The sequence below is a fragment of the Pseudobutyrivibrio ruminis DSM 9787 genome (genome assembly GCF_900218035.1).
In the GTDB taxonomy this organism is placed as follows: domain Bacteria; phylum Bacillota; class Clostridia; order Lachnospirales; family Lachnospiraceae; genus Pseudobutyrivibrio; species Pseudobutyrivibrio ruminis.
The window spans coordinates 301,293-320,930 of record NZ_OBMR01000005.1; the positions used below are offsets into that span (position 1 = coordinate 301,293).

Annotated in this window: 18 protein-coding genes and 8 tRNA genes; 1 reads left to right on the forward strand and 25 read right to left on the reverse strand. The window is 37.8% G+C overall.

Annotated elements, in window-relative coordinates:
• Positions 1-191: 191 nt before the first annotated feature.
• The 17 genes from feoB to CRN97_RS06435 all read right to left on the reverse strand — a co-directional run bounded on the left by feoB (position 192) and on the right by CRN97_RS06435 (position 17,163).
• Entirely contained in the window at positions 192-2,546 is a 2,355-nt protein-coding gene (feoB, locus tag CRN97_RS06355; protein ID WP_097076253.1) for a ferrous iron transport protein B, read from the reverse strand.
• Positions 2,547-2,549: 3 nt separating this feature from the next.
• A complete protein-coding gene (arcC, locus tag CRN97_RS06360) occupies positions 2,550-3,482 on the reverse strand; it encodes a carbamate kinase (RefSeq protein WP_074788589.1) in 933 nt (310 codons plus the stop codon).
• A gap of 41 nt (positions 3,483-3,523) precedes the next feature.
• Positions 3,524-3,967, reverse strand: a complete 444-nt coding sequence (locus tag CRN97_RS06365; RefSeq protein ID WP_097076254.1) for a VanZ family protein — start codon at positions 3,965-3,967, stop codon at positions 3,524-3,526.
• A gap of 43 nt (positions 3,968-4,010) precedes the next feature.
• Positions 4,011-5,723 (reverse strand): adenine deaminase, encoded by a 1,713-nt coding sequence (ade, locus tag CRN97_RS06370; RefSeq protein ID WP_097076255.1) that lies wholly within the window; start codon positions 5,721-5,723, stop codon positions 4,011-4,013.
• A gap of 34 nt (positions 5,724-5,757) precedes the next feature.
• Complete coding sequence (gene hypB, locus CRN97_RS06375; RefSeq protein ID WP_074788587.1) at positions 5,758-6,426, reverse strand: hydrogenase nickel incorporation protein HypB; 669 nt, start codon at positions 6,424-6,426, stop codon at positions 5,758-5,760.
• Between the two features lie 417 nt (positions 6,427-6,843).
• Positions 6,844-7,740 (reverse strand): LysR family transcriptional regulator, encoded by an 897-nt coding sequence (locus CRN97_RS06380; protein ID WP_097076256.1) that lies wholly within the window; start codon positions 7,738-7,740, stop codon positions 6,844-6,846.
• A 15-nt stretch (positions 7,741-7,755) separates the two neighbouring features.
• Complete coding sequence (locus CRN97_RS06385) at positions 7,756-8,520, reverse strand: class I SAM-dependent methyltransferase (protein WP_097076257.1); 765 nt, start codon at positions 8,518-8,520, stop codon at positions 7,756-7,758.
• A complete protein-coding gene (locus CRN97_RS06390) occupies positions 8,520-9,299 on the reverse strand; it encodes a class I SAM-dependent methyltransferase (protein WP_179670693.1) in 780 nt (259 codons plus the stop codon). Before CRN97_RS06390 ends, CRN97_RS06385 begins: the two co-directional genes overlap by 1 nt.
• Positions 9,300-9,392: 93 nt before the next feature.
• On the reverse strand, positions 9,393-10,070 hold the full coding sequence (locus CRN97_RS06395; RefSeq protein ID WP_097076259.1) for an ABC transporter ATP-binding protein: 678 nt from the start codon (positions 10,068-10,070) through the stop codon (positions 9,393-9,395).
• The gene (locus tag CRN97_RS06400; protein WP_097076260.1) at positions 10,049-10,855 is read right to left on the reverse strand and encodes an ABC transporter ATP-binding protein; all 807 of its coding nucleotides are present in this window, start codon (positions 10,853-10,855) and stop codon (positions 10,049-10,051) included. The genes CRN97_RS06395 and CRN97_RS06400 overlap by 22 nt, the downstream gene beginning before the upstream one ends.
• Positions 10,856-10,874: 19 nt before the next feature.
• On the reverse strand, positions 10,875-12,434 hold the full coding sequence (locus CRN97_RS06405) for an ABC transporter substrate-binding protein (RefSeq protein WP_097076261.1): 1,560 nt from the start codon (positions 12,432-12,434) through the stop codon (positions 10,875-10,877).
• Positions 12,435-12,493: 59 nt separating this feature from the next.
• Positions 12,494-13,318, reverse strand: coding sequence for a nickel transporter permease (gene nikC / locus CRN97_RS06410; protein WP_097076262.1), 825 nt, complete (start codon positions 13,316-13,318; stop codon positions 12,494-12,496).
• Positions 13,315-14,256: a nickel ABC transporter permease gene (gene nikB, locus CRN97_RS06415; protein ID WP_242962016.1), complete on the reverse strand. Its 942-nt coding sequence runs from the start codon at positions 14,254-14,256 to the stop codon at positions 13,315-13,317. Before nikB ends, nikC begins: the two co-directional genes overlap by 4 nt.
• 129 nt (positions 14,257-14,385) lie before the next feature.
• Entirely contained in the window at positions 14,386-14,886 is a 501-nt protein-coding gene (locus CRN97_RS06420) for a hypothetical protein (RefSeq protein ID WP_044936895.1), read from the reverse strand.
• A 2-nt stretch (positions 14,887-14,888) separates the two neighbouring features.
• Positions 14,889-15,374, reverse strand: a complete 486-nt coding sequence (gene msrA / locus CRN97_RS06425; RefSeq protein ID WP_097076263.1) for a peptide-methionine (S)-S-oxide reductase MsrA — start codon at positions 15,372-15,374, stop codon at positions 14,889-14,891.
• 117 nt (positions 15,375-15,491) lie between these two features.
• Positions 15,492-16,160: a hypothetical protein gene (locus CRN97_RS06430; RefSeq protein WP_097076264.1), complete on the reverse strand. Its 669-nt coding sequence runs from the start codon at positions 16,158-16,160 to the stop codon at positions 15,492-15,494.
• A gap of 19 nt (positions 16,161-16,179) precedes the next feature.
• Positions 16,180-17,163 (reverse strand): C39 family peptidase, encoded by a 984-nt coding sequence (locus CRN97_RS06435; protein WP_097076265.1) that lies wholly within the window; start codon positions 17,161-17,163, stop codon positions 16,180-16,182.
• Positions 17,164-17,484: 321 nt separating this feature from the next.
• Between CRN97_RS06435 and CRN97_RS06440 the strand changes: the two genes are divergently transcribed.
• A complete protein-coding gene (locus CRN97_RS06440) occupies positions 17,485-18,468 on the forward strand; it encodes a hypothetical protein (RefSeq protein ID WP_179670694.1) in 984 nt (327 codons plus the stop codon).
• 186 nt (positions 18,469-18,654) lie between these two features.
• Here CRN97_RS06440 and CRN97_RS06445 read toward each other — a convergent pair.
• From CRN97_RS06445 to CRN97_RS06480, 8 genes are all read right to left on the reverse strand, one after another.
• Positions 18,655-18,728 (reverse strand) — tRNA-Arg (locus CRN97_RS06445).
• Between the two features lie 30 nt (positions 18,729-18,758).
• Positions 18,759-18,842: transfer RNA gene (locus CRN97_RS06450), tRNA-Leu, on the reverse strand.
• A 27-nt stretch (positions 18,843-18,869) separates the two neighbouring features.
• Positions 18,870-18,942, reverse strand: a tRNA-Val gene (locus CRN97_RS06455).
• A gap of 32 nt (positions 18,943-18,974) precedes the next feature.
• Positions 18,975-19,048: transfer RNA gene (locus CRN97_RS06460), tRNA-Asp, on the reverse strand.
• A gap of 20 nt (positions 19,049-19,068) precedes the next feature.
• Positions 19,069-19,142, reverse strand: a tRNA-Ile gene (locus CRN97_RS06465).
• Between the two features lie 63 nt (positions 19,143-19,205).
• A tRNA-Thr gene (locus CRN97_RS06470) sits at positions 19,206-19,278 on the reverse strand.
• 21 nt (positions 19,279-19,299) lie between these two features.
• Positions 19,300-19,371: transfer RNA gene (locus tag CRN97_RS06475), tRNA-Glu, on the reverse strand.
• A gap of 5 nt (positions 19,372-19,376) precedes the next feature.
• Positions 19,377-19,449, reverse strand: a tRNA-Asn gene (locus CRN97_RS06480).
• Between the last annotated feature and the right edge of the window lie 189 nt (positions 19,450-19,638).

A 19,638-nucleotide genomic window follows, 5' to 3' on the forward strand; every position in this document is an offset into this window, starting at 1 on the left:
CCGATGTTAGCTAATATGAATTAGCGTTAGCCTTCTCTAACGCATGTATAACATAGCACAATTTAGATGCGGTTTCAAGCATCTAACTTAAGTTTTCTATATTTAATTTTAGAAAGGTATTTCTCACTAGAATTAGTGTAAACAAAAAACAGAGCTCCACGTATGTGAAACTCTGCTAAAGATATTCAGTATTAAACTAGACCCACGAGAAGTCCTATTGTATGTACTATAAATGTGCAAACCCAGGCGATAGCACACTGCCAAATAACAACACATACTGCCCACTTGCTTCCCATCTCTCTTTTTATAGATGCAATAGCTGCAACGCATGGTGTGTAAAGAAGTGAAAATACCAACAAACAAAATGCTGTCAGCGTGGACATCGAAGCTGCAACACCAGTACTTCCAAATAGTACTTCCAATACAGATACAACACTTTCCTTTGCCATAAATCCTGAAATAAGGGATGTACAGATTCTCCAATCTCCCAAACCTACAGGTGCAAAGAGAGGAGCTAATCCTCCAGCTATAAGTGCAAGAATACTATCCTTTTGATCTGATACTAAATTGAGATGTGTATCAAAGCTTTGAAGAACCCAAACAACTACAGTAGCAAGGAAAATTACAGTGAATGCTCTCTGTAAGAAATCCTTTGCCTTTTCCCAAAGTAGCTGAATTACGTTTCTGGCACTAGGTAATCTATAATTTGGTAGCTCCATAACAAATGGAACAGCCTCGCCTTTGAATCTAACCTTTTTGAAGAACACTGCCGCAAGCACTCCTAAGAATATACCAAGGAAATACAAAACTGTAATCACAAGCCATCCATGGTTAGGGAAAAATGCTGCTACAAAGAAGGTGTAGATTGGCAGCTTTGCTGTACAGCTCATAAATGGTGTCAGCAAAATTGTCATCTTTCTATCTCTGTCACTTGGTAATGTTCTGGTAGACATAACTGCTGGAACAGTACATCCAAATCCAATCAAAAGTGGAACGATACTTCTTCCAGATAATCCGATTTTACGAAGTAATTTATCCATAAAGAAGGCTACTCTAGCAATGTAACCACTGTCTTCCAATATAGATAGAAAGAAAAACATTGTTATGATGATAGGCAAGAAGCTAAGCACACCTCCTACACCTTCAAAAATACCACCAATAACAAGCTCATGAACAGTTACATTAACATTAGCAGCTGTCAATGTAGCATCTGTAATATCTGTTAACGCTTCGATTCCTGTTTCTAACAAGCCCTGAAGCCATGCTCCTATAACATTGAAAGTAAGGAAAAATACAAGTGCCATTACGCAAATAAAAATTGGGATTGCAGTGTATTTACCTGTAAGCCATTTGTCAATTTTCTGACTGCGAATGTGCTCTTTACTTTCTCTAGGTTTGATTACACATTCATTGCAAACTTTTTCAATGAAAGCAAATCTCATGTCTGCCATGGCAGCACTTCTATCGAGACCTCTTTCCTTTTCCATCTGCTTTGTGATGTGCTCTAATGTCTCTATTTCATTTTCATCTAAATCAAGACGCTTTATTATCTGCGCATCGTTTTCGATGGCTTTGCTGGCTGCAAAGCGAACAGGGATATCTGCTCTTTTAGCATGATCCTCCATAAGATGAATAACACCGTGGATACATCTATGCACTGCACCACCGTTATCGTTTTCATCACAGAAATCGTCTATCTCTGGCTTTTCCTGATACTGAGCTATATGAAGTGCATGAGCAACCAACTCATCGATACCTTCGTTTTTAGATGCAGAAATAGGAACAACTGGAACTCCCAGCATTTTTTCCATTCGGTTGATATCTACTGAGCCACCATTGCCTCTTAACTCATCCATCATATTAAGAGCAACAACCATAGGAATATTAAGTTCCAAAAGCTGCATTGTAAGGTAAAGGTTACGCTCGATGTTTGTAGCATCAACGATATTGATGATAGCCTTTGGCTTTTCTTTTAAAACAAAGTCTCTGCTGACGAGCTCTTCACTAGAATATGGTGACATTGAATATATTCCAGGAAGATCTGTAATGCATGTAAATTCTTTGCCCCTGATTACACCATCTTTTCTGTCTACTGTAACACCAGGGAAATTTCCAACGTGTTGATTGGCTCCAGTGAGCTGATTAAAGAGAGTAGTCTTACCACAGTTCTGGTTGCCCACAAGAGCAAATGTAAGCATCTCTCCCTTTGGAAGTGGAGTGCCGTCACCCTTGAGATGATACTTTCCTTCCTCGCCTAAGCCAGGATGGTTTATATCGTGTTTATCTTTCTTGGCAGGCGCAACATCGTCCTGGACTTTGTTTTCCACTGGGGTAGCTTTTATCTGCGCCGCATCTGCTAATCTAAGAGTAAGCTCATAGCCGTGTACGCGAAGCTCCATAGGATCACCCATAGGTGCCAATCTAACAAGAGTAACCTCTACCCCTGGTATAACTCCCATATCCAAGAAATGTTGTCTAAGTGCCCCTTCTCCTCCTACTTCATCAATTCTCGCTGTTTGTCCAATCTCTAAATCTCTAATGGTCATTTATTATTTTCCAATCATTGTACCAGTCTGGCCGCCTACAGCGTTGCCAGCATCTGATAGCTTTGTAATCAATACCTTTCTAATGGCTGAATCACCAATGTAATCAATAGCTGCCTGAATCTTAGGAGCCATATCTGTCTCGCCAAACTCTCCATCCTCAAGCATCTTTTTAGCTTCAGCAATTGAGATATAGTCAAGAGGCTCTTCATTTGGCTTGCCAAAGTTTTTGCATACCTTTGTAACACTAGTAAGAATAACCAGCATATCTGCTTCAAGCTCAGAAGCAAGAAGGCCTGCTGCTGTATCCTTTTCAACAACTGCAGATGCGCCCTTTAGACTGTTGTCCTGTGTGAGAACAGGAATTCCACCACCACCTGCTGCAATAACAACCTGATCCGCATCACTTAAAGCTTTGATAGCATCAATTTCAACGATCTCGATTGGCTTTGGAGCAGCAACGATTCGTCTGTATCCACCTTCAACCTTAACTGTGTGATTGCCTTTTGCTTCTTCTGCCTCAGCCTGGGCCTCAGTCATAACTCTGCCAATAATCTTTGTTGGCTTGTAGAAAGCTTCATCATATGGATCAACAGTAACCTGTGTAAGGATAGTTGAAACTGGCTTGTAAATTCCGCAGCTAACAAGCTCAGAACGGATAGCCTGCTGCAAATCGTAACCGATATATCCCTGGCTCATTGCTGAACAAACTGACATTGGTGTAGATGTGTAATCAGGATGATTCTGGTAGAACTCTGACATTGCTGTGTGAATCATACTAACCTGTGGTCCGTTGCTGTGTGTAACGACAACCTGATAATCCTGCTTAATAAACTCTGCTACTGCAACTGCTGTACGCTTTGTAGCATTCCACTGCTCAAGTACAGTTGTGCCTAATGCGTCATGTCCCAGTGCGATAACTATCTTCTTTTTTCCCATATGCTGCCTCCACTTTTAGAATTTATTTTTAATCTTGCACCTTAGTATTTTCTACGGGTTCGCTTACCGCTTGAAAATGCAAGTGCAATAAGTGTGCCTAGTACGACTCCTCCAAAATCAAACCAAAGGTCTCTTACTTCCCCTGAACGACCTACAACAAAAAGCTGTATTGTTTCGTCAATGAATGCAATAAAAAGACCTGTAAGGGCTGGAGTTGTGAATCTGTTAAACCTTCCATATATTTTGTTCGAAAAAGCTACTGTAAGTAGAATTCCTAAAATAAGAAACTCTGTAATATGAGCAGCTTTTCTAACAATAACCATTCCACCTTCGCTTGCAAGTAAAGCTGGGAATATTTTGCCAAGATAATATAATACGCGTCCACTTTCTTGCTCCGATACTGTGGCTGGCTGCATGCTGTGTCCCCAAATCAGCATAATCCAGAGAGCAATTACTACTGTTATAAAAATTCTTTTCTTATCCATAAGTGCTATTGTAGCATATATTCCCCTAAAATAGATTTGTTATTTAAACTAATTTCCAATCATTAACATTTAACACACCATGAGTTGTAATTCGCAATTCCGGTATTACCGGTAAAGCTGTAAAACTCAATGTCATAAATGGATCAATATTTTTATTAACTCCCAGCTGATAAGCTGCCTCATGTATCTCATCTAGCTTTGTCTTTGCATCATCAGCGCTTACTTCACTCATTAAGCCTGCAACAGGAAGTGGATAGGTCTTAAGCACCTTTTCTCCATCGTACACCACAATTCCACCACCAATTTTCTTTAGCTCATTGATAGCCGCAGATATGTTTTCCTCTGATGCTCCAATAGCAATAATATTGTGAGCATCATGGGCAACAGAAGTTGCAATAGCTCCTCTTTTCAAGCCATAGCCTTTTATAAATCCCATTCCTATATGGCCCGTTCCACAATGGCGTTCTACTACAACTGCCTTTAGAATATCCTTTGATACATCTATCGCCTCAGATTTCCCCTCTTCTGTTGTTATGAGCTGTCCTTCTACCAAACCAAGAACCGGCAAAGCTTTATTGTTTAACAACATTTGCTTTGTTATCTGTGGCAGGTTAAATGTATTATGAGACTTGTCTATAAGGTCAGAAGATACATTGCTTTTACAGTGTGTTTTTAAGTAATCAGGAGTCATTTCCACACCTGCTTTGTATACTCTATCGATATCCACACTATTCACATCATTCAACACCACAAAATCTGCAAGAAATCCAGGTGAAATAGCACCCCTGTCGCGAAGTCCAAAATACACTCCCGCAGTGCATGAAGCCATTTTATATGCAATTACAGGATCCACTCCTAAATTGATTGCTTTTCTAATTATGTTATCAATATGACCATAATCCATTATGTCATTGATGTGTCTGTCATCAGTGCAAAACATACATCTGGATGCATATGGCTCTTTGCACAAATCAATAAGTGCCTCCAGATTTTGGGCTGCTGTACCTTCTCTAATCATTATCCAAAGACCGGTGCCAAGCTTTTCCATCGCTTCATCAATATTTGAGCATTCATGGTCGGAAAGCACTCCTGCTGCAACATATGCCATCAATTGCCTTCCAGTTACTAAAGGCGCATGTCCGTCTATCAGCTTATCCTCCATGATTGCCAGATACGTCTTATCAATCACATCGAATCTGCGATTAACGACGCCATTTACATCCATCAGTTCTGCAATACCATATACTCTTTTGTTAGATAAAAATGGCTTCATATCCTGGGCGAATATCTGAGCACCGCTTTCGTCGAACTCGCATGATGGAACGCAGGATGGAATCATAAAGAATATGTCCATAGGAAGGTTCTCTGTAGCTTCCAACATGTATTTTATTCCGTCTGTCCCCATTACGTTTGCTATCTCATGAGGATCTGTCAATATGGCTGTGGTTCCGTGCAGGATTGCCTCTTTTGCAAAAATCTCCGGAACTACCGTAGTACTTTCTATATGAATATGACCATCGATAAATCCAGGCACAATTGTCTTGCCTGTCATATCGATGGTCATTTTACCTTCGTATTTACCTATTCCCGCAAAGCTACCTTTGCTAATAGCAATATCGCCTTTTTTGAACTGATTTGTGAATACGTCCAGATATACTCCATTGCGCAGTACTAAATCAGCTGGCATTTCGCCAGCTGAAACTTTCAAAAATTCTTCGTACTCACTTCGTGTCATATTCTTCTGCTGATAATTCAAATTATTCTCCTTATATAAAGCCGAACATTTAAAACTATTTTACTGCAGCAATTTCTTCCTCTAACCAAGCGACAACTTCATCAAGTCCTTCGCCAGTCTTTCCACTTACAAAGAAAATCTTTGCATTTGGATTGAGCTTCAAGATTCTTTCTGTAACTTTTTCTTTGCTGAAATCAAAGTACTCAAGTGTATCTATCTTATTAATTAATACTACGTCACTAATCTCGAACATAAGAGGGTACTTAAGTGGCTTATCGTCTCCCTCTGGAACTGAAAGTAACATAAGGTTTTTGTTGGCTCCAACATCAAACTCTGCTGGACAAACAAGATTACCTATGTTTTCCAAAATTAATAAATCAAAATCTGTTGTGTCGTATTCCATTAATGCACGACTTGTCATATCTGCATCGATGTGACAAAGTCCCATATTGTGAATCTGGATAGACTGGACACCTGTGGCATCAGCTACACGCTGAGCGTCGATACTTGTTTCGATATCAACATCCATCTCACCGATTTTGTATTTATCTTTCATTCTATTAATAAGAGCAGAAAGTGTGGTTGTCTTTCCTGATCCTGGACCAGACATTACATTCAAAAAGAATGTTCCCTGCTCTTTCATTTGATTTCTAATTGCATCAGCTGCCGCTTCGTTTTCCGCGAATACGCTCTCACCGATTTCAATTACTTTAACTTCACCCATTATTAATACTCCTAACTAAAAAACATACGAATTACTCGTATGATTTATTATACCTATACCGCGTATAAAAAACCACCTATAATTAAGGACTCACTTTGTCTTTTAGGCAGTAAATCACTTCTTTTCTCTTTTATGATTATTTATTCATAATCATAAAAATAAAAAAAGCCGGCGCCACAGCGCCGACTGGAAGTTCGGGGAGTGCGACCAAAGTTGCCCTTGGTCGCTGAGTTATGAAAAATTTGGTATTAGCTTTTCGCTAGTACGATATAGAATATAACACTTAATACACATTTGCGCAAGTCTTTTTTCATAATTTCTTCACATTTTTTCAAATTTTATTTTTTAATAAATTATCCCCCAAACCCTTGTGAAATGGGGCTTTACCACTTTACCAAAAAGAAGAGTTTCGAAAATTTAAAGTAGTTGATTCTTAATATAATCCACAAATGCCCTTGCTTGCACGCTTTGCCTACCATTTTCATTGGTAAGTATTCCAAAATCGATACTTCCTCTTGTATTTTTTAGTCGAATTCCAGGTCGAATACCTAAATCGTAACTATTAAAACTATCCGCACTAAGATTTGCTAATGAATTATTTTTCAATAATGCATGCATAACATAATCACTATTTGTTATTACAGCAATGTCATTTTTTATATTTACAGGCTCCCCCTCCTCGGTCTGGAAAGATTCCTGTCTAATATAATCATCCTGTTCAGATTGAATATATTTTAAGTCATGTATAATCTTGCTTGAATAGTCAGCATTCTCCTGTACATCGTCAGGCTGGAAATATATCATTCCATCTACGGATTTAAGTCTTTCAAATTTCAACTGATATTTTTTTATTTCATATTCAAACTGCAGTCTTGTATCTGGAAATACATATACAAATCCAACCTCATCCTCCATTATTCTCATGCGATTAATGATGTTATGAGTTGTATCTGTATGAATGCTATAGCAAACATCATCATCTTTATTCAGTTCATAAAAATCTGAGAAACAGTTTGCCAACCATGAACTATGGTTAATACTTATTTTTACGATATTATTATTCTCCACACTAGTTGTTTCCAGTGCTTCAAAATCAGAAACAAGGACGCTTGCCTTGTTGTGAAACTTCACTCCCTCATATGTCAAAGCAATACCTTTGCTCTCTCTTTGGAAAAGGTTATAACCTAATTCCTTTTCGAGAGCAGAGATTACCTTGCTGACGCTAGATTGAGTTGTGTATAAAACCTTTGCAGCTTCACTAAAAGACCCTACATCTGCAGCTACAACAAAGTATTTTAATTGCTTTATTTCCATAATAATCCCCCATCATTATGCTTTAACAGCTTTGATACTAAACATTTTATCTGGTATATAAAACTCGTCATGCTCTACAAATATTCTATTTCCAAAATCATCGTCAACCTCAATTGATGAAAATCCTATATCAGATAAAACATGTTCATCCCAATGTGGTCTATCGAGCATACTAATTGTAAGCATGTGATAGATATCGTGACATTCTTCTTTAAGATTATCCGATATATCCTTGTGTGCAAGATTTTCTGGGCTTTTAAGGTTATGAGCCCCCTTTGCATATTCCGCATCAAAATTAAGTAGAACTCCACCCTTTTTTAGAACTCTATGCCACTGTGTGTAAGCATCAACTGGATGCGGAAGTGTCCATGTAAGGTTTCTACTGATTACCACGTCAAATTCCTCATCAGCGAAATCAAGGTTTTCTGCATCCCCTACTAACGCTTTAACCTTAGATGAATCCATATCGTATATGCGAATCATTTCATTTGCTTTAGCAACCATCTCTTCAGTTAAATCGACACCGGTAACACTGTGCCCAAGCTTTCCTAAAATAATTTCAAAAAATCCTGCGCCACATCCAACATCAAGAATCTTAAGGCTTCTATCTGTTGGTAAATACTTTTCTATTTCCTTAAGCCATCTATCAGCTTTATTGCTTTCTATTTCATCGTGTCTTAAATCAAAAAAACCATCGGCTCTTTTGGTCCAGTAGCTTTCTACTTTCTCTTTTATATCATCTGCCTCTTCCTCAAAGGCAATATAGTGTAACTCACCCATTAAAATAACCCTTTTACTGTTCTAACCATAAATAGTGGGGTAGAATTATAATTTATCCTTTCTTTTTCAGAATAGAGTCTGCTTCCCACATCCTCAAGCACGGACACCTGTCCTGCTTCAATACTATTTAAAAATTCATAATCCCACTTAGGACGAATTTTATCTGTAAGTGGCAATGAAAGAGCGATGCGTTCCATCTGCTCAAAATTATCGCCTATATTGTAGTCATCCAGACAACTATTTTTTACATTGTCTCGATCTTTTTTGTATTCTTGCATTTTTTCTTCATCTACTAGATATGAATACCAATTTGCATCAAACACAAGCATTAGCCCACCTGTCTTTAAAACAGAAAGCCACTGAACATATGCCCTTGCAGGGTCTGGAAGATTCCAGGTAAGATTTCGTGAAAATACCACATCAAAAGAATCTTTTTCAAATGGAAGATTCAATGCATCTCCTTGAACAAAATTTATTTGATTTGATAATTCGCCAGCATTAGCTTTAGCCTCTGCCAGCATGGTATCTGCGAAATCGAATGCAGTAACCTGATAGCCTGCCTCGGATAAAATAATAGATATAAAACCAGGTCCAGCTCCCACATCTAAAATCTTTATTGAGCCTGGCTCCCTTTCAGGGAAACACTTGGAGATTTCTGACACCAAAAACTCTTTCCATGTGCTATGCTGAATCCCAGATAACTCTTCTTTATTAACCTCTGAATAGCCTTTGGCTCTTTGAATCCAATAGGCTTTATTATCGTTTACTAACTTTTCCATAATCTTAAAAAATAAAAAACCATTCAGAAACTGGATTGCCTCCGAACAGTTTTTATTGTACTTTATTTTACTGTTAATAGCCATAGTTTTGGGCTATGTTGGACCAAAAGTTCTTTTTGTTGTGCCATTTTCAATCAAAATAGCTCGATCACAAAACATTTCTACAAGCGCCATGTTATGACTGATAAATATAATAGTCAGATTTTGTTTTCTTCTAAGCTCCTGCAACAATTCAATTACTTGTTTTTGTACTGTCACATCCAACGCACTTGTCGCTTCATCACATACAAGTATATCCGGCTTCATAGCTAACGCTCTAGCTATAGCCGCTCGTTGACATTGGCCTCCGCTGATTTGGTGTGGATATTTATTTTTCAACTCCCTTTGTAGACCACACATGTCGAAAAGATAATCTATCTGTTCGTCAATTTCGTCCTGTGGTACCCCTTTATTTTTTAAACCTTCACCTACACCATACCCAATAGTTTTACGAGGATTAAAAGATTCATTTGGGTTCTGAAAGACCATCTGGCTTCCAAGTCTAATGCCCTTTTGCTCTTCTCCATTGATGATTATCTTTCCATCTGTAGCAGGAATCAGCCCAAGCATAATTCGCGCCAATGTGCTTTTTCCACATCCGGACTCTCCAACTATTCCGAGACATTCACCTTTGTTCACCTGAAAAGAAATGCCCTTCAAGACTTCTGTATTCTGTTTATCATTCCTAGAAAATGTCTTACATATATTTTCTACTTTAATGAAAGGTTCCATCCTTTTCTCCCTGAAACTGGCACTGCGTCACATAAAAGCTTTGTGTAATCGCTCTTAGGATTATTTAAGACCTCTGTTGCCTTGCCATATTCCATTACTGTTCCATCTTTTAATACTAATACTTTGTCTGCTATTCTTGGCACAATTGACATGTCATGAGTCACAATGATGATAGAAGTACCAAGATTATCACGCATATTATTGAGTTCCTCTAAAACCATATCTGTAGCTTTGGGATCCAGAGCACTGGTTGGCTCATCCGCCAAAAGTAATGGCGGATCAAGTAACATCGCCATAGCTATTCCTACACGTTGATTCATTCCACCAGACAGCTCAAATGGATAGCTTTTCCATAGCTTTTCCGGTTCACTAAAATTCAGCTTATGAAATAGCTCCAATGCTTTTGCTTTCACTTCTGGTTTGCTTATTTTTTCATGAGCTCTCACCGCTTCTGTTATCTGGTCTCCGATTGTCCTTATTGGGCAAAAGGAACCTAATGAGTCCTGGAAAATCATTCCTATTTTTTTACCGCGTATATTTCGATACTCTTTTTCCTTTTTAGAAAAGAGATTTTCACCTTCGAATACCACTTCACCTTCAGTTATTTTTCCATCTGAATTTAGTATTCCAATTATCGACTTAATTATTGTAGATTTACCACTGCCAGACTCACCTACTAAAGCAAGCACTTCGCCCTTATTAATAGAAAAGCTTACGCTATTAACTGCCACTTTTCCATCAAATTCTATACTTACGGAATTGTAATCAAAAAAAGTTTCATTCATAGCGTAAGCTCTCCTCAAATTAATTAATATCTAATTCTGCTGTAAGCTCATAATAATCACTAGAATGAGCTGTCAAGCCTGTGACATTTGACTTGCTAATCATGCTCATGCGAAGGAATGAGCAGAATACAAATGCATCATCGTCCAAAATAATCTGCTGCATCTGAACAGCCAAATCATTTCTTTCATCAACATCAAATGTGTTGTTCATCTCCTGTGCAAGCTCCTCTAACTGTGCATTAGAATATGCTCCACGATTCTTTGTTGAATCTGATAAACAGTGTGTACTAAAGAAATACATTGGGTCACCAATGCCGGCAGTAACAAATGCTGCTGCATATACGTCCCATCCTGTAGGCTCTGAAACGATTGTGCCGTGGTCAGCTGTTACATTTAACTGTACATCAATTCCGATATCTTTTAGATTAGCCTGGGCGCTCTCAGCTAAAAGAGGAAGCTCCTGACGGCTTGGATATGATACCCAATTAATTGTTAATGTCTTTCCATCTTTTTCTCTGATTCCATCACCATCAGTATCAACCCAACCTGCTGCTTCCAATACTTCTTTAGCCTTTTCAGGGTCATACTCCTTGGCATTTACACCCTTACCAAATGGGAATGAATCAGGGAACGCTCCTGAACCCACATAACCATATCCATTTAATAACGTATTTACGAATCCTTCTTTATCAATACCAAGAGCAATTGCCTCTCGTACCGCATCATCCTTTATGATATCTGAATTATAGTTCATCTGAAGATAGAAAGCTCGGCTTGTAGCTGTGCTTGTAAATACATAATCATCATTTTCAAATAATGGATAACTTGCATATGCCATACCATAAGCAGCGTCAATATCACCATTCTGAAGTGCCATTGCAAGTGTATCTCCATCAGAGATAGTAAGAACAGTTACTTCATCAATATTTACATTTCCACCCCAGTAATTCTCGTTCTTTACTAGATTTATGTGGTCATCTGTAACCAACTCGGTTGCAACGAATGGACCTGTACCAACAACAATTCCATCTGCATTTCCGGCTGTAACATCTATGATACAACCATAAGGATCACAAAGATAATTAATTAATGTTGGCTTTGGTGTTGTAGTTTTAATTGTAAGCTCAAGCCCATCTGCCTCAATTGAATCAATTGCTAAATCTCCTGCTGCACGTTCATGAACTGCAACCAAATCCTCGATGCAAGCCTTTACTGCCTCTGCATCACAAGGATTTCCGTTAGAGAATGTTACTCCGTCCTTAAGTGTAATTTTCCATGTTAATTCATCAATGCTTTCATAACTTTCAGCAATCCATGGCTCAAGTTCCATATTGTCATTGAACTTGAATAGTGTCTCTCCCACACCATAGCGGATTGCTGCCCATCCACAATATGTATCATGTGGATCAATATTTGCCTCTTCATTTTCCGCATTAAATGTTGTGTCTCCAAAGACAAAAGTCTTCTTTCCTGATTCTACATTAGAATCAGCTGTCTGATTCTCTGCTTTTGTTCCACAGCCTACAAATGTAGCTGCTGTAAGAGTCAAAGCAAGCATCATTGCTACTAACTTTTTCATTATTCATACTCCTTAATTTATATATTAAAAATTCCTAATTATAGAAATCTCTAATTATCCTATTTACTGAATGATTGTGATACATTTTTAGGATCTACTGCATCGCGTAATGTATCTCCAAAAAGATTGAAAATAACTACTGATATAAAAATTGCAATTCCTGGTGACAATACAACCCATGGATAGGTCTGTAGCATGCTTCGTCCATTAGACATCATACTTCCCCACTCTGCTACAGGTGGCTGTGCCCCAAGTCCCAGGAAGGATAAACCTGCAATCTCCATCATCATAGTTCCAATATCTAATGTGGCTGTTACTATAATTGGACCTATGATATTTGGAATCACATGGCGACATATTATTTGTAATGAATTGTCGCCCGCCAATTTTGCAGCCTCAATATATGTGCTATCCTTTATGGATAATGTAAGTCCTCTGGCAACACGAGAATATTTTGGCCAGCTTATTACCGCTAACGCTATTACCGCATTTACGATACCTCCACCTAGTATTGCTGCTACTGCTAGAGCAAATACTAATCCTGGGAAAGCGAGACATAAATCTGATATTCTCATAACAACAAAATCAACTTTATTACCAAAGTATCCGCATATAATTCCTATGGTTGTACCAAATACTGCAATAATTGCTACCAGAGCCAGTGTCGATAATATGCTTACCTGGCCACCTATTATTACTCTTGAAAACATATCTCTGCCGTAGGCATCTGTTCCCATAAGATGCTCTAAACCAGGAGCTTGATATGCAACACTCAAATCCTGTTCATAAGGGTCATATGGACATATATATGTTGCAAAAATAGCCATGAAAATAATCAAAACTACTAAGCAACTCATTATGGTTAATTTGATTTTCTTTTTCATGATTCTCTATCCCCCAATCTAATTCTTGGGTCCAAGAATCTGTATGATAAATCTGTAATGAGATTAACTAATACATAGATAATCGCCATCCACATTACATATGCCTGAATAATTGGATAGTCACGCATATTAATGGCATCTACTGCCATTTTGCCAACGCCATCCCACATAAAAATAGATTCAACAATAGCTGTTCCGCCCAAAAGGCTTCCAATAGATAATGCCAACAGCGTAATAATTGTTACAAGCGTTGCACGAAGCACACTTCCCATGAGTGTAATTGAAAACTTTACACCTCTTGCCTTAGCTCCAACAATATAATCCTTGCTTAGCTCGTCCAACACAGTTGTACGAACCTGACGTAAGTATTTTGAAGACATAGCTATAGCCAAAGTCAAAGTTGGCATAATTATGCTTGTGCTATTTATATCTTTAGATATGATAGGTAGCCAGCCTAACTTGATTCCTAGGAAATACATCAATACTAGTGATACAAAGAAGTTAGGAAGACTATTTCCTATAAAGCTAAAAAATCTAATAACGTAGTCTATGAATTTGTTTTGATATACAGCTGATATAACTCCAAGAGGAATGGATATAATTACTGTAAGTGCAATTGATGTGGCTGTAAGCAGTATTGTAGCTGGGAGCTTTGAAACAAATGTCTCAAATACATCTTTGCCTGAGACATAACTAACGCCCATGTCACCGTGAAGTAAATTGCCGAGCCATCTAAAATATTGAACTAAAAAAGGAGAATTTAGACCTAACTGTTCCCTTGCCATTTCAAGCTGCGTCTCTGAAATGACTTGTCCTGTGTTCAACATTTTCTGCTCAACAACATCACTTCCTGCAAGTCTCATCATTGCAAATGAAAGAAATGTAATTGCAAACAGAATCGGTATTAACTGTAATACCCTTTTAATTATATATACCAAAAAAATACCCCTTATTCTTTAAAACATACAAAGTAAATTTTATAATCATACTTTGTTTATCTCAATAGATTTAAGGGGTATTGGATATTCATTTATGTATAGCTTGTATTCCGTTTTGGAATACCATTATTACATGAATCGCTCCATAACTTCTGTGGTATGCATGGCCAAGATTCCTGCTCCAAAAGCTTCCATAATTTCTGTATAGCTATCATCTATAAACATAATCTCGTCCATATTGTAGCCGTCGCGTTCTGCAATCATTTTCATTATGAGAACTTTTTTATGACGTGTTTCTGTTGAAATCAAATCTCCATGATGCTCGAAAACACCTGGGTAACACTCCCTCAGACGGTTATATTTTGAGTTGTATTCAAAAGAGTTGCTACATTCTGTAAGGCCATAAATCTTAACGCCATGATTAAAATGTAAATCATCGATAAGATTCTTTACTCCTCTAGGAGCCTGGCATTTGATGTAAGCATTATTGTTTATATTATACTTAAGCCAGTCGTTAGCATCTTCAAAACCAACTATTCTTTTACCAGCTTCGTTGTACATTTTTAGGCAAAGAAGTGTGTTATCTACATCACCAAACAACACCTTTATCTTTTTTAGCTTCTCCTGCATAATTATGACTCCTTTCGACCGCTTTCTATTAGCTCCTTTTCAAAGGCTTCCGGATTTTTTAAATAATAATCCTGATGTTCTTCCTCTGCCTCATAAAAGCTTTTAAACTTTTCCAAGGAGATTTGAGCCTTCTTACCTGTCTCCTGCTCCAGCTCCTTTATCTTCTTTTCAGCAATAACTTTTTCTTCATCTGAATTGTAATAGATAGCTAATGTATAAGAAAAACCTTTATCAATGAACTGGCCTTCTCCATCAAATGGATCAACGTTTGCAAGATAAATATCAAGCAATTTGTCATAGGTCACATTTGCTGGATCATATGTCAATTCAATAGTTTCCCTATGTCCTGTCTTTTGCGCCTTAACATCCTCATATGTAGGATTTACTTCATCACCACCTGAGTAACCACATGTAACCTGGTCCACTCCATATATTTTATAAATAGGTGTAACACACCAAAAACATCCACCTGCAAAATATGCTTTCATGATTGTACCTCCAAAAACTAGTCTGTAGAAATTATATCACATACCATTGAATTGCATCAGTTTTTCTTCTGCAATATTAAAGAAGCGCTAGCATTGCTAGCGCTTCTCTTTATCCCATTATTGAATTACGTCAAAATTAAGTACGGTGGCCTCATCATATTCATTCTGAATGCTGTCTACTACGTCAGAGCTTTCTGATTTTGTTTCTTCTCCTGCTACTTCATGATAATAATATTCTTCATTTCCTTCATCATCATATTCTATCCAAGAAGATTCAACCTCAATTAACTCATTATCTTCAATAGTATATTTGGCAGTGCCATGATGGATTCCAACATATAAATAGCCATCTTTAACTGCAAGTGGATAAGCAGTGCCTATAGAGGATACATTTCCAATACACTCAGGTACCCCATCGTTATAAACATATATTGCTGAATCTATAGCAGCCATATTGCCATCCATATTATCGTAAGCAAATGTGCATACTAACAAAGCGTCTGTATCACCGATTGTTTCGTTTGTATAGCCCATTCCTGGCTCAAGTACAGTATCCACAATCTGTGTAAAAGTATCACATCCAGCTATATCAAGATTCAATGGATATTCTGCTATTTCAGGCTCTGCTTCAGTTGTTTCTTCTGACTCTTCTGGTTCACTTTCAACTGATTCTTGTACCTGATTAGCCTCCTCTGAATTTTCTAATTCTGATGTGTTATCTGTGTTGGACTGTCCACATCCAACTAATAATAAACCACAAAGACAACATACAAGTAATTTTTTCATCTCTTCCCCTCCAATTTAACTATATATTATATTTCCAAACACTCTTCATCTGGGATACTAGTGTATTTACATCCCAGTGTTTGTTACTATTCTTAGGACTGTTTGGATCATTTACAATGATTTTTCCGTTTGAATCTATTCCAGTTAATACAATAAAATGCCCTGTTTTTGTAAAATCTCCTGGTGACATTGAGCAAATCATAGGCGTTTCGCTGGACAAATTGTCTGTAATATATTCCGAAGAAACATTTCCACTAGAAACGCTCAGTCCGTAATGACGCGCGCCTTCTGTCATAATATCCCAGGATGTTCCCTGACCATATGTATAGTATCCCTTGTCCGATGCATATTCTGCAACAACATATGGATTTATATCTGCATCTTGCTCTAATCCACACACAACCATAGCCAGACAAGTAGGACCACATCCTGCCACTCCCACGTAATTAGCTCCATAGTTTTTATATCCCCATCTTTTATCCCACTGAATAAAAAGGGGAATGTCTTTCTTAGACATTTCATCTGACACATCCATGTCAAGGTCAGCATATGCGTATTTATTGAAATTCTTAACGTATTCCTCTGCTTCTGGATATTTTTCACCAAACTCGATAACGTTTTCGGGTACGCCATCTAAACTTTTTTGCTTAGAAATGTTATGAATACCTAGCCCGATTAATAATAAAGCTACCAGTGAACAAGCCAGGAAAGAACGACGTAAATGATTTGGTTTCTTAGTGTGAGCATGATAAGTCTTTACAGGCTGATACTCATCATAATATGTATCTTCATACTCTTGTTTCTTATTATATCTCTTATTACTTCTTTTAATTCCAAATAAAAAATGAATAAAAAAAACTAGACCTAAAATAAAAAAGACAATATTGTCATTGTATAACCAATCTGGACTAACATAATAGTCAATTGCCATAAGGCCTAACATGGTCAAAGCCAATAACAATATCCCCTGTATTAACCACAAGAAGAAGTCTATTATTCTCATACTTACATAATCCCCATATCATATGCAGAACTGTACTACTATTAATAATACAGTTTTACCACATCATTTATATACTGTCAATGTTAGTTAGTATCAGTACATGTACAAAATGGTACGTTATTATTGGAACCCATAATATCTCCTTTATATCTCTATAAAAATGACTCTATAACATAATATTGAGCAAATCAATAGAAAAAGATATAATCCTGTTAGTGCTCAAAATATATAAATAGGGGCACATTTTAGAATTACTACTTAGGAGGCAACATAATGATAACTGCAAAAAATGGAATTGGTAGAATTATTCCAATTAGTATCATGGCATCCATGATTCTGACTGGCTGCGGTAATACTACTGAGTTGGAGGGTACCACGGAACCAGTTCCAGAACCAGAAGTCCAAAACACATCTGAGGAGGAAACAATAACCTATGATATTCCACTTATGAACGAACTAGGCATAGATGCATATTGTGAAAAGCTTGGCATAAAAGAATATGAGTATCCTTCAGAATTTGAGCTCACCGAAGATTTAAAAAATACAATAGAAACTGCATTTTTGTATGAAGGTGAATTTATATCTGATGATTTGATTAATGATACCGAATGGAAATCTACTTTCGTTGATAGATTTTTACAGAACTCATGGTACAGCAATGATTATCTTGCAAACAATATTAGCGATGATTGTTTAATGGATAAAGATCAAATCGAATATGTTCAATACAGTACTACTGGAAAATATATTTCTTTTGACGAATACGCTACTGATAAGCTTGATATTTCTCATGCATCCAGTGGTTTTAACACGGCTACAATTATTGATTACGAAGCTGATGACCAGGACGACACTGTTACCATAATTGCAAATATCGGAGTATGCGAAGGTATTAAAGAAGATTACGATTCAACATACGAAGTCTCTGTTATTTTATTAAAAAATCCCTATAGCTGCATAGACGGCTACAGTATTGATTCACTTTCTTATAAAGAAACTACATCATATCAGGAACCAGACGGGAAAGAACATTGGGTTTTCGGTGACTTTGTAGATTACAATGAGGAACAACAATATCTAGAGTTTGAATATAGCTATGCTGATGATGAAATAAACTCTGAAAGAAATTTCTCACACTTTTTTACAGTAGATATTTCTGAACATCCTGAGTTTTATGATTTTGTAAAAGAACATGAAGACAGCGACACTTACTATAACTACGAGATTGCATTTATATTTGATGAAAATAATCCTGCACCATTCGATATGATAAAACCTACTGGAATAGATGCTATAAGCTTATAATAAAAGAGATAGGTATTACCTATCTCTTTTTACTAACGTGCGTGAGAGGGCGCTGACGTCCAGTGGACGTCGTTTAGCGCCGACCGAGCCGGCAGGCGAGAGTTCGAACCTGTTCGAATTCGACCTGCCGGTGAGTTAAAAGAAAAAAGAGATAGGTAAAACCTATCTCTTTTTCTTTTAATTTAGCGTGCGTGAGAGGATTCGAACCCCCGACACCTTGGTCCGTAGCCAAGTGCTCTATCCAGCTGAGCTACACACACACAATATTCAGTTTCACTCAAAAGAGTGAATGCCGTAGACCGGAATCGAACCGGTACGATGTCGCCACCACGGGATTTTAAGTCCCGCGCGTCTGCCAGTTCCGCCACTACGGCATCTACAATCAAATTAATGATTGTGAATGGGACCTACAGGGCTCGAACCTGTGACCCCCTGCTTGTAAGGCAGATGCTCTCCCAGCTGAGCTAAGATCCCACAATTATAATAGTAATATATTAGAAGTTAAACGACCCCAGAGGGACTTGAACCCTCGACCTCCGCCGTGACAGGGCGGCGCTCTAACCAACTGAGCCATGAGGCCATATTATATTTTATAGAAAGTGGACCCTCAGGGACTCGAACCCTGGACCGACCGGTTATGAGCCGGTTGCTCTAACCAACTGAGCTAAAGGTCCATATTGTGTATACAAGCAAGACCCTTATAAAAAAAATTGGCCTCTTTCTACTCAATAGAAAAAAGCCGATGATCGGACTCGAACCGATAACCTGCTGATTACAAATCAGCTGCTCTGCCAATTGAGCCACATCGGCTTATTGTTTGCCAAAGGCAAGTGACTCCGACGGGAATTGAACCCGTGTTACCGCCGTGAAAGGGCGATGTCTTAACCGCTTGACCACGGAGCCATCAGCTCCCCAAGTAGGACTCGAACCTACGACAACTCGGTTAACAGCCGAGTGCTCTACCAACTGAGCTATTGAGGATTATTAGTAATATTTTCAAATCTTCGGCGAAACAGGGAACTCGCCGAGTGCTCTACCAACTGAGCTATTGAGGAATATTAATTTGGTTGACTAGCAACCTCAAAACTTCACACAGTAAAACTTAGTGTCCGAAAATTCGCTACACATCTTCCTTTTAGAATAAACCTTCGATCTATTAGTATTCATCAG

Coding starts and splice junctions, on each gene's coding strand:
- feoB (WP_097076253.1), bottom strand. CDS start 2,546: ATGACCATTAGAGATTTAGAGATTGGACAAACAGCGAGAATTGATGAA.
- arcC (WP_074788589.1), bottom strand. CDS start 3,482: ATGGGAAAAAAGAAGATAGTTATCGCACTGGGACATGACGCATTAGGC.
- CRN97_RS06365 (WP_097076254.1), bottom strand. CDS start 3,967: ATGGATAAGAAAAGAATTTTTATAACAGTAGTAATTGCTCTCTGGATT.
- hypB (WP_074788587.1), bottom strand. CDS start 6,426: ATGGGTGAAGTTAAAGTAATTGAAATCGGTGAGAGCGTATTCGCGGAA.
- CRN97_RS06380 (WP_097076256.1), bottom strand. CDS start 7,740: ATGGAAATAAAGCAATTAAAATACTTTGTTGTAGCTGCAGATGTAGGG.
- CRN97_RS06385 (WP_097076257.1), bottom strand. CDS start 8,520: ATGGGTGAGTTACACTATATTGCCTTTGAGGAAGAGGCAGATGATATA.
- CRN97_RS06390 (WP_179670693.1), bottom strand. CDS start 9,299: ATGGAAAAGTTAGTAAACGATAATAAAGCCTATTGGATTCAAAGAGCC.
- CRN97_RS06395 (WP_097076259.1), bottom strand. CDS start 10,070: ATGGAACCTTTCATTAAAGTAGAAAATATATGTAAGACATTTTCTAGG.
- CRN97_RS06400 (WP_097076260.1), bottom strand. CDS start 10,855: ATGAATGAAACTTTTTTTGATTACAATTCCGTAAGTATAGAATTTGAT.
- CRN97_RS06405 (WP_097076261.1), bottom strand. CDS start 12,434: ATGAAAAAGTTAGTAGCAATGATGCTTGCTTTGACTCTTACAGCAGCT.
- nikC (WP_097076262.1), bottom strand. CDS start 13,318: ATGAAAAAGAAAATCAAATTAACCATAATGAGTTGCTTAGTAGTTTTG.
- CRN97_RS06420 (WP_044936895.1), bottom strand. CDS start 14,886: ATGCAGGAGAAGCTAAAAAAGATAAAGGTGTTGTTTGGTGATGTAGAT.
- msrA (WP_097076263.1), bottom strand. CDS start 15,374: ATGAAAGCATATTTTGCAGGTGGATGTTTTTGGTGTGTTACACCTATT.
- CRN97_RS06430 (WP_097076264.1), bottom strand. CDS start 16,160: ATGAAAAAATTACTTGTATGTTGTCTTTGTGGTTTATTATTAGTTGGA.
- CRN97_RS06435 (WP_097076265.1), bottom strand. CDS start 17,163: ATGAGAATAATAGACTTCTTCTTGTGGTTAATACAGGGGATATTGTTA.
- CRN97_RS06440 (WP_179670694.1), top strand. CDS start 17,485: ATGGCATCCATGATTCTGACTGGCTGCGGTAATACTACTGAGTTGGAG.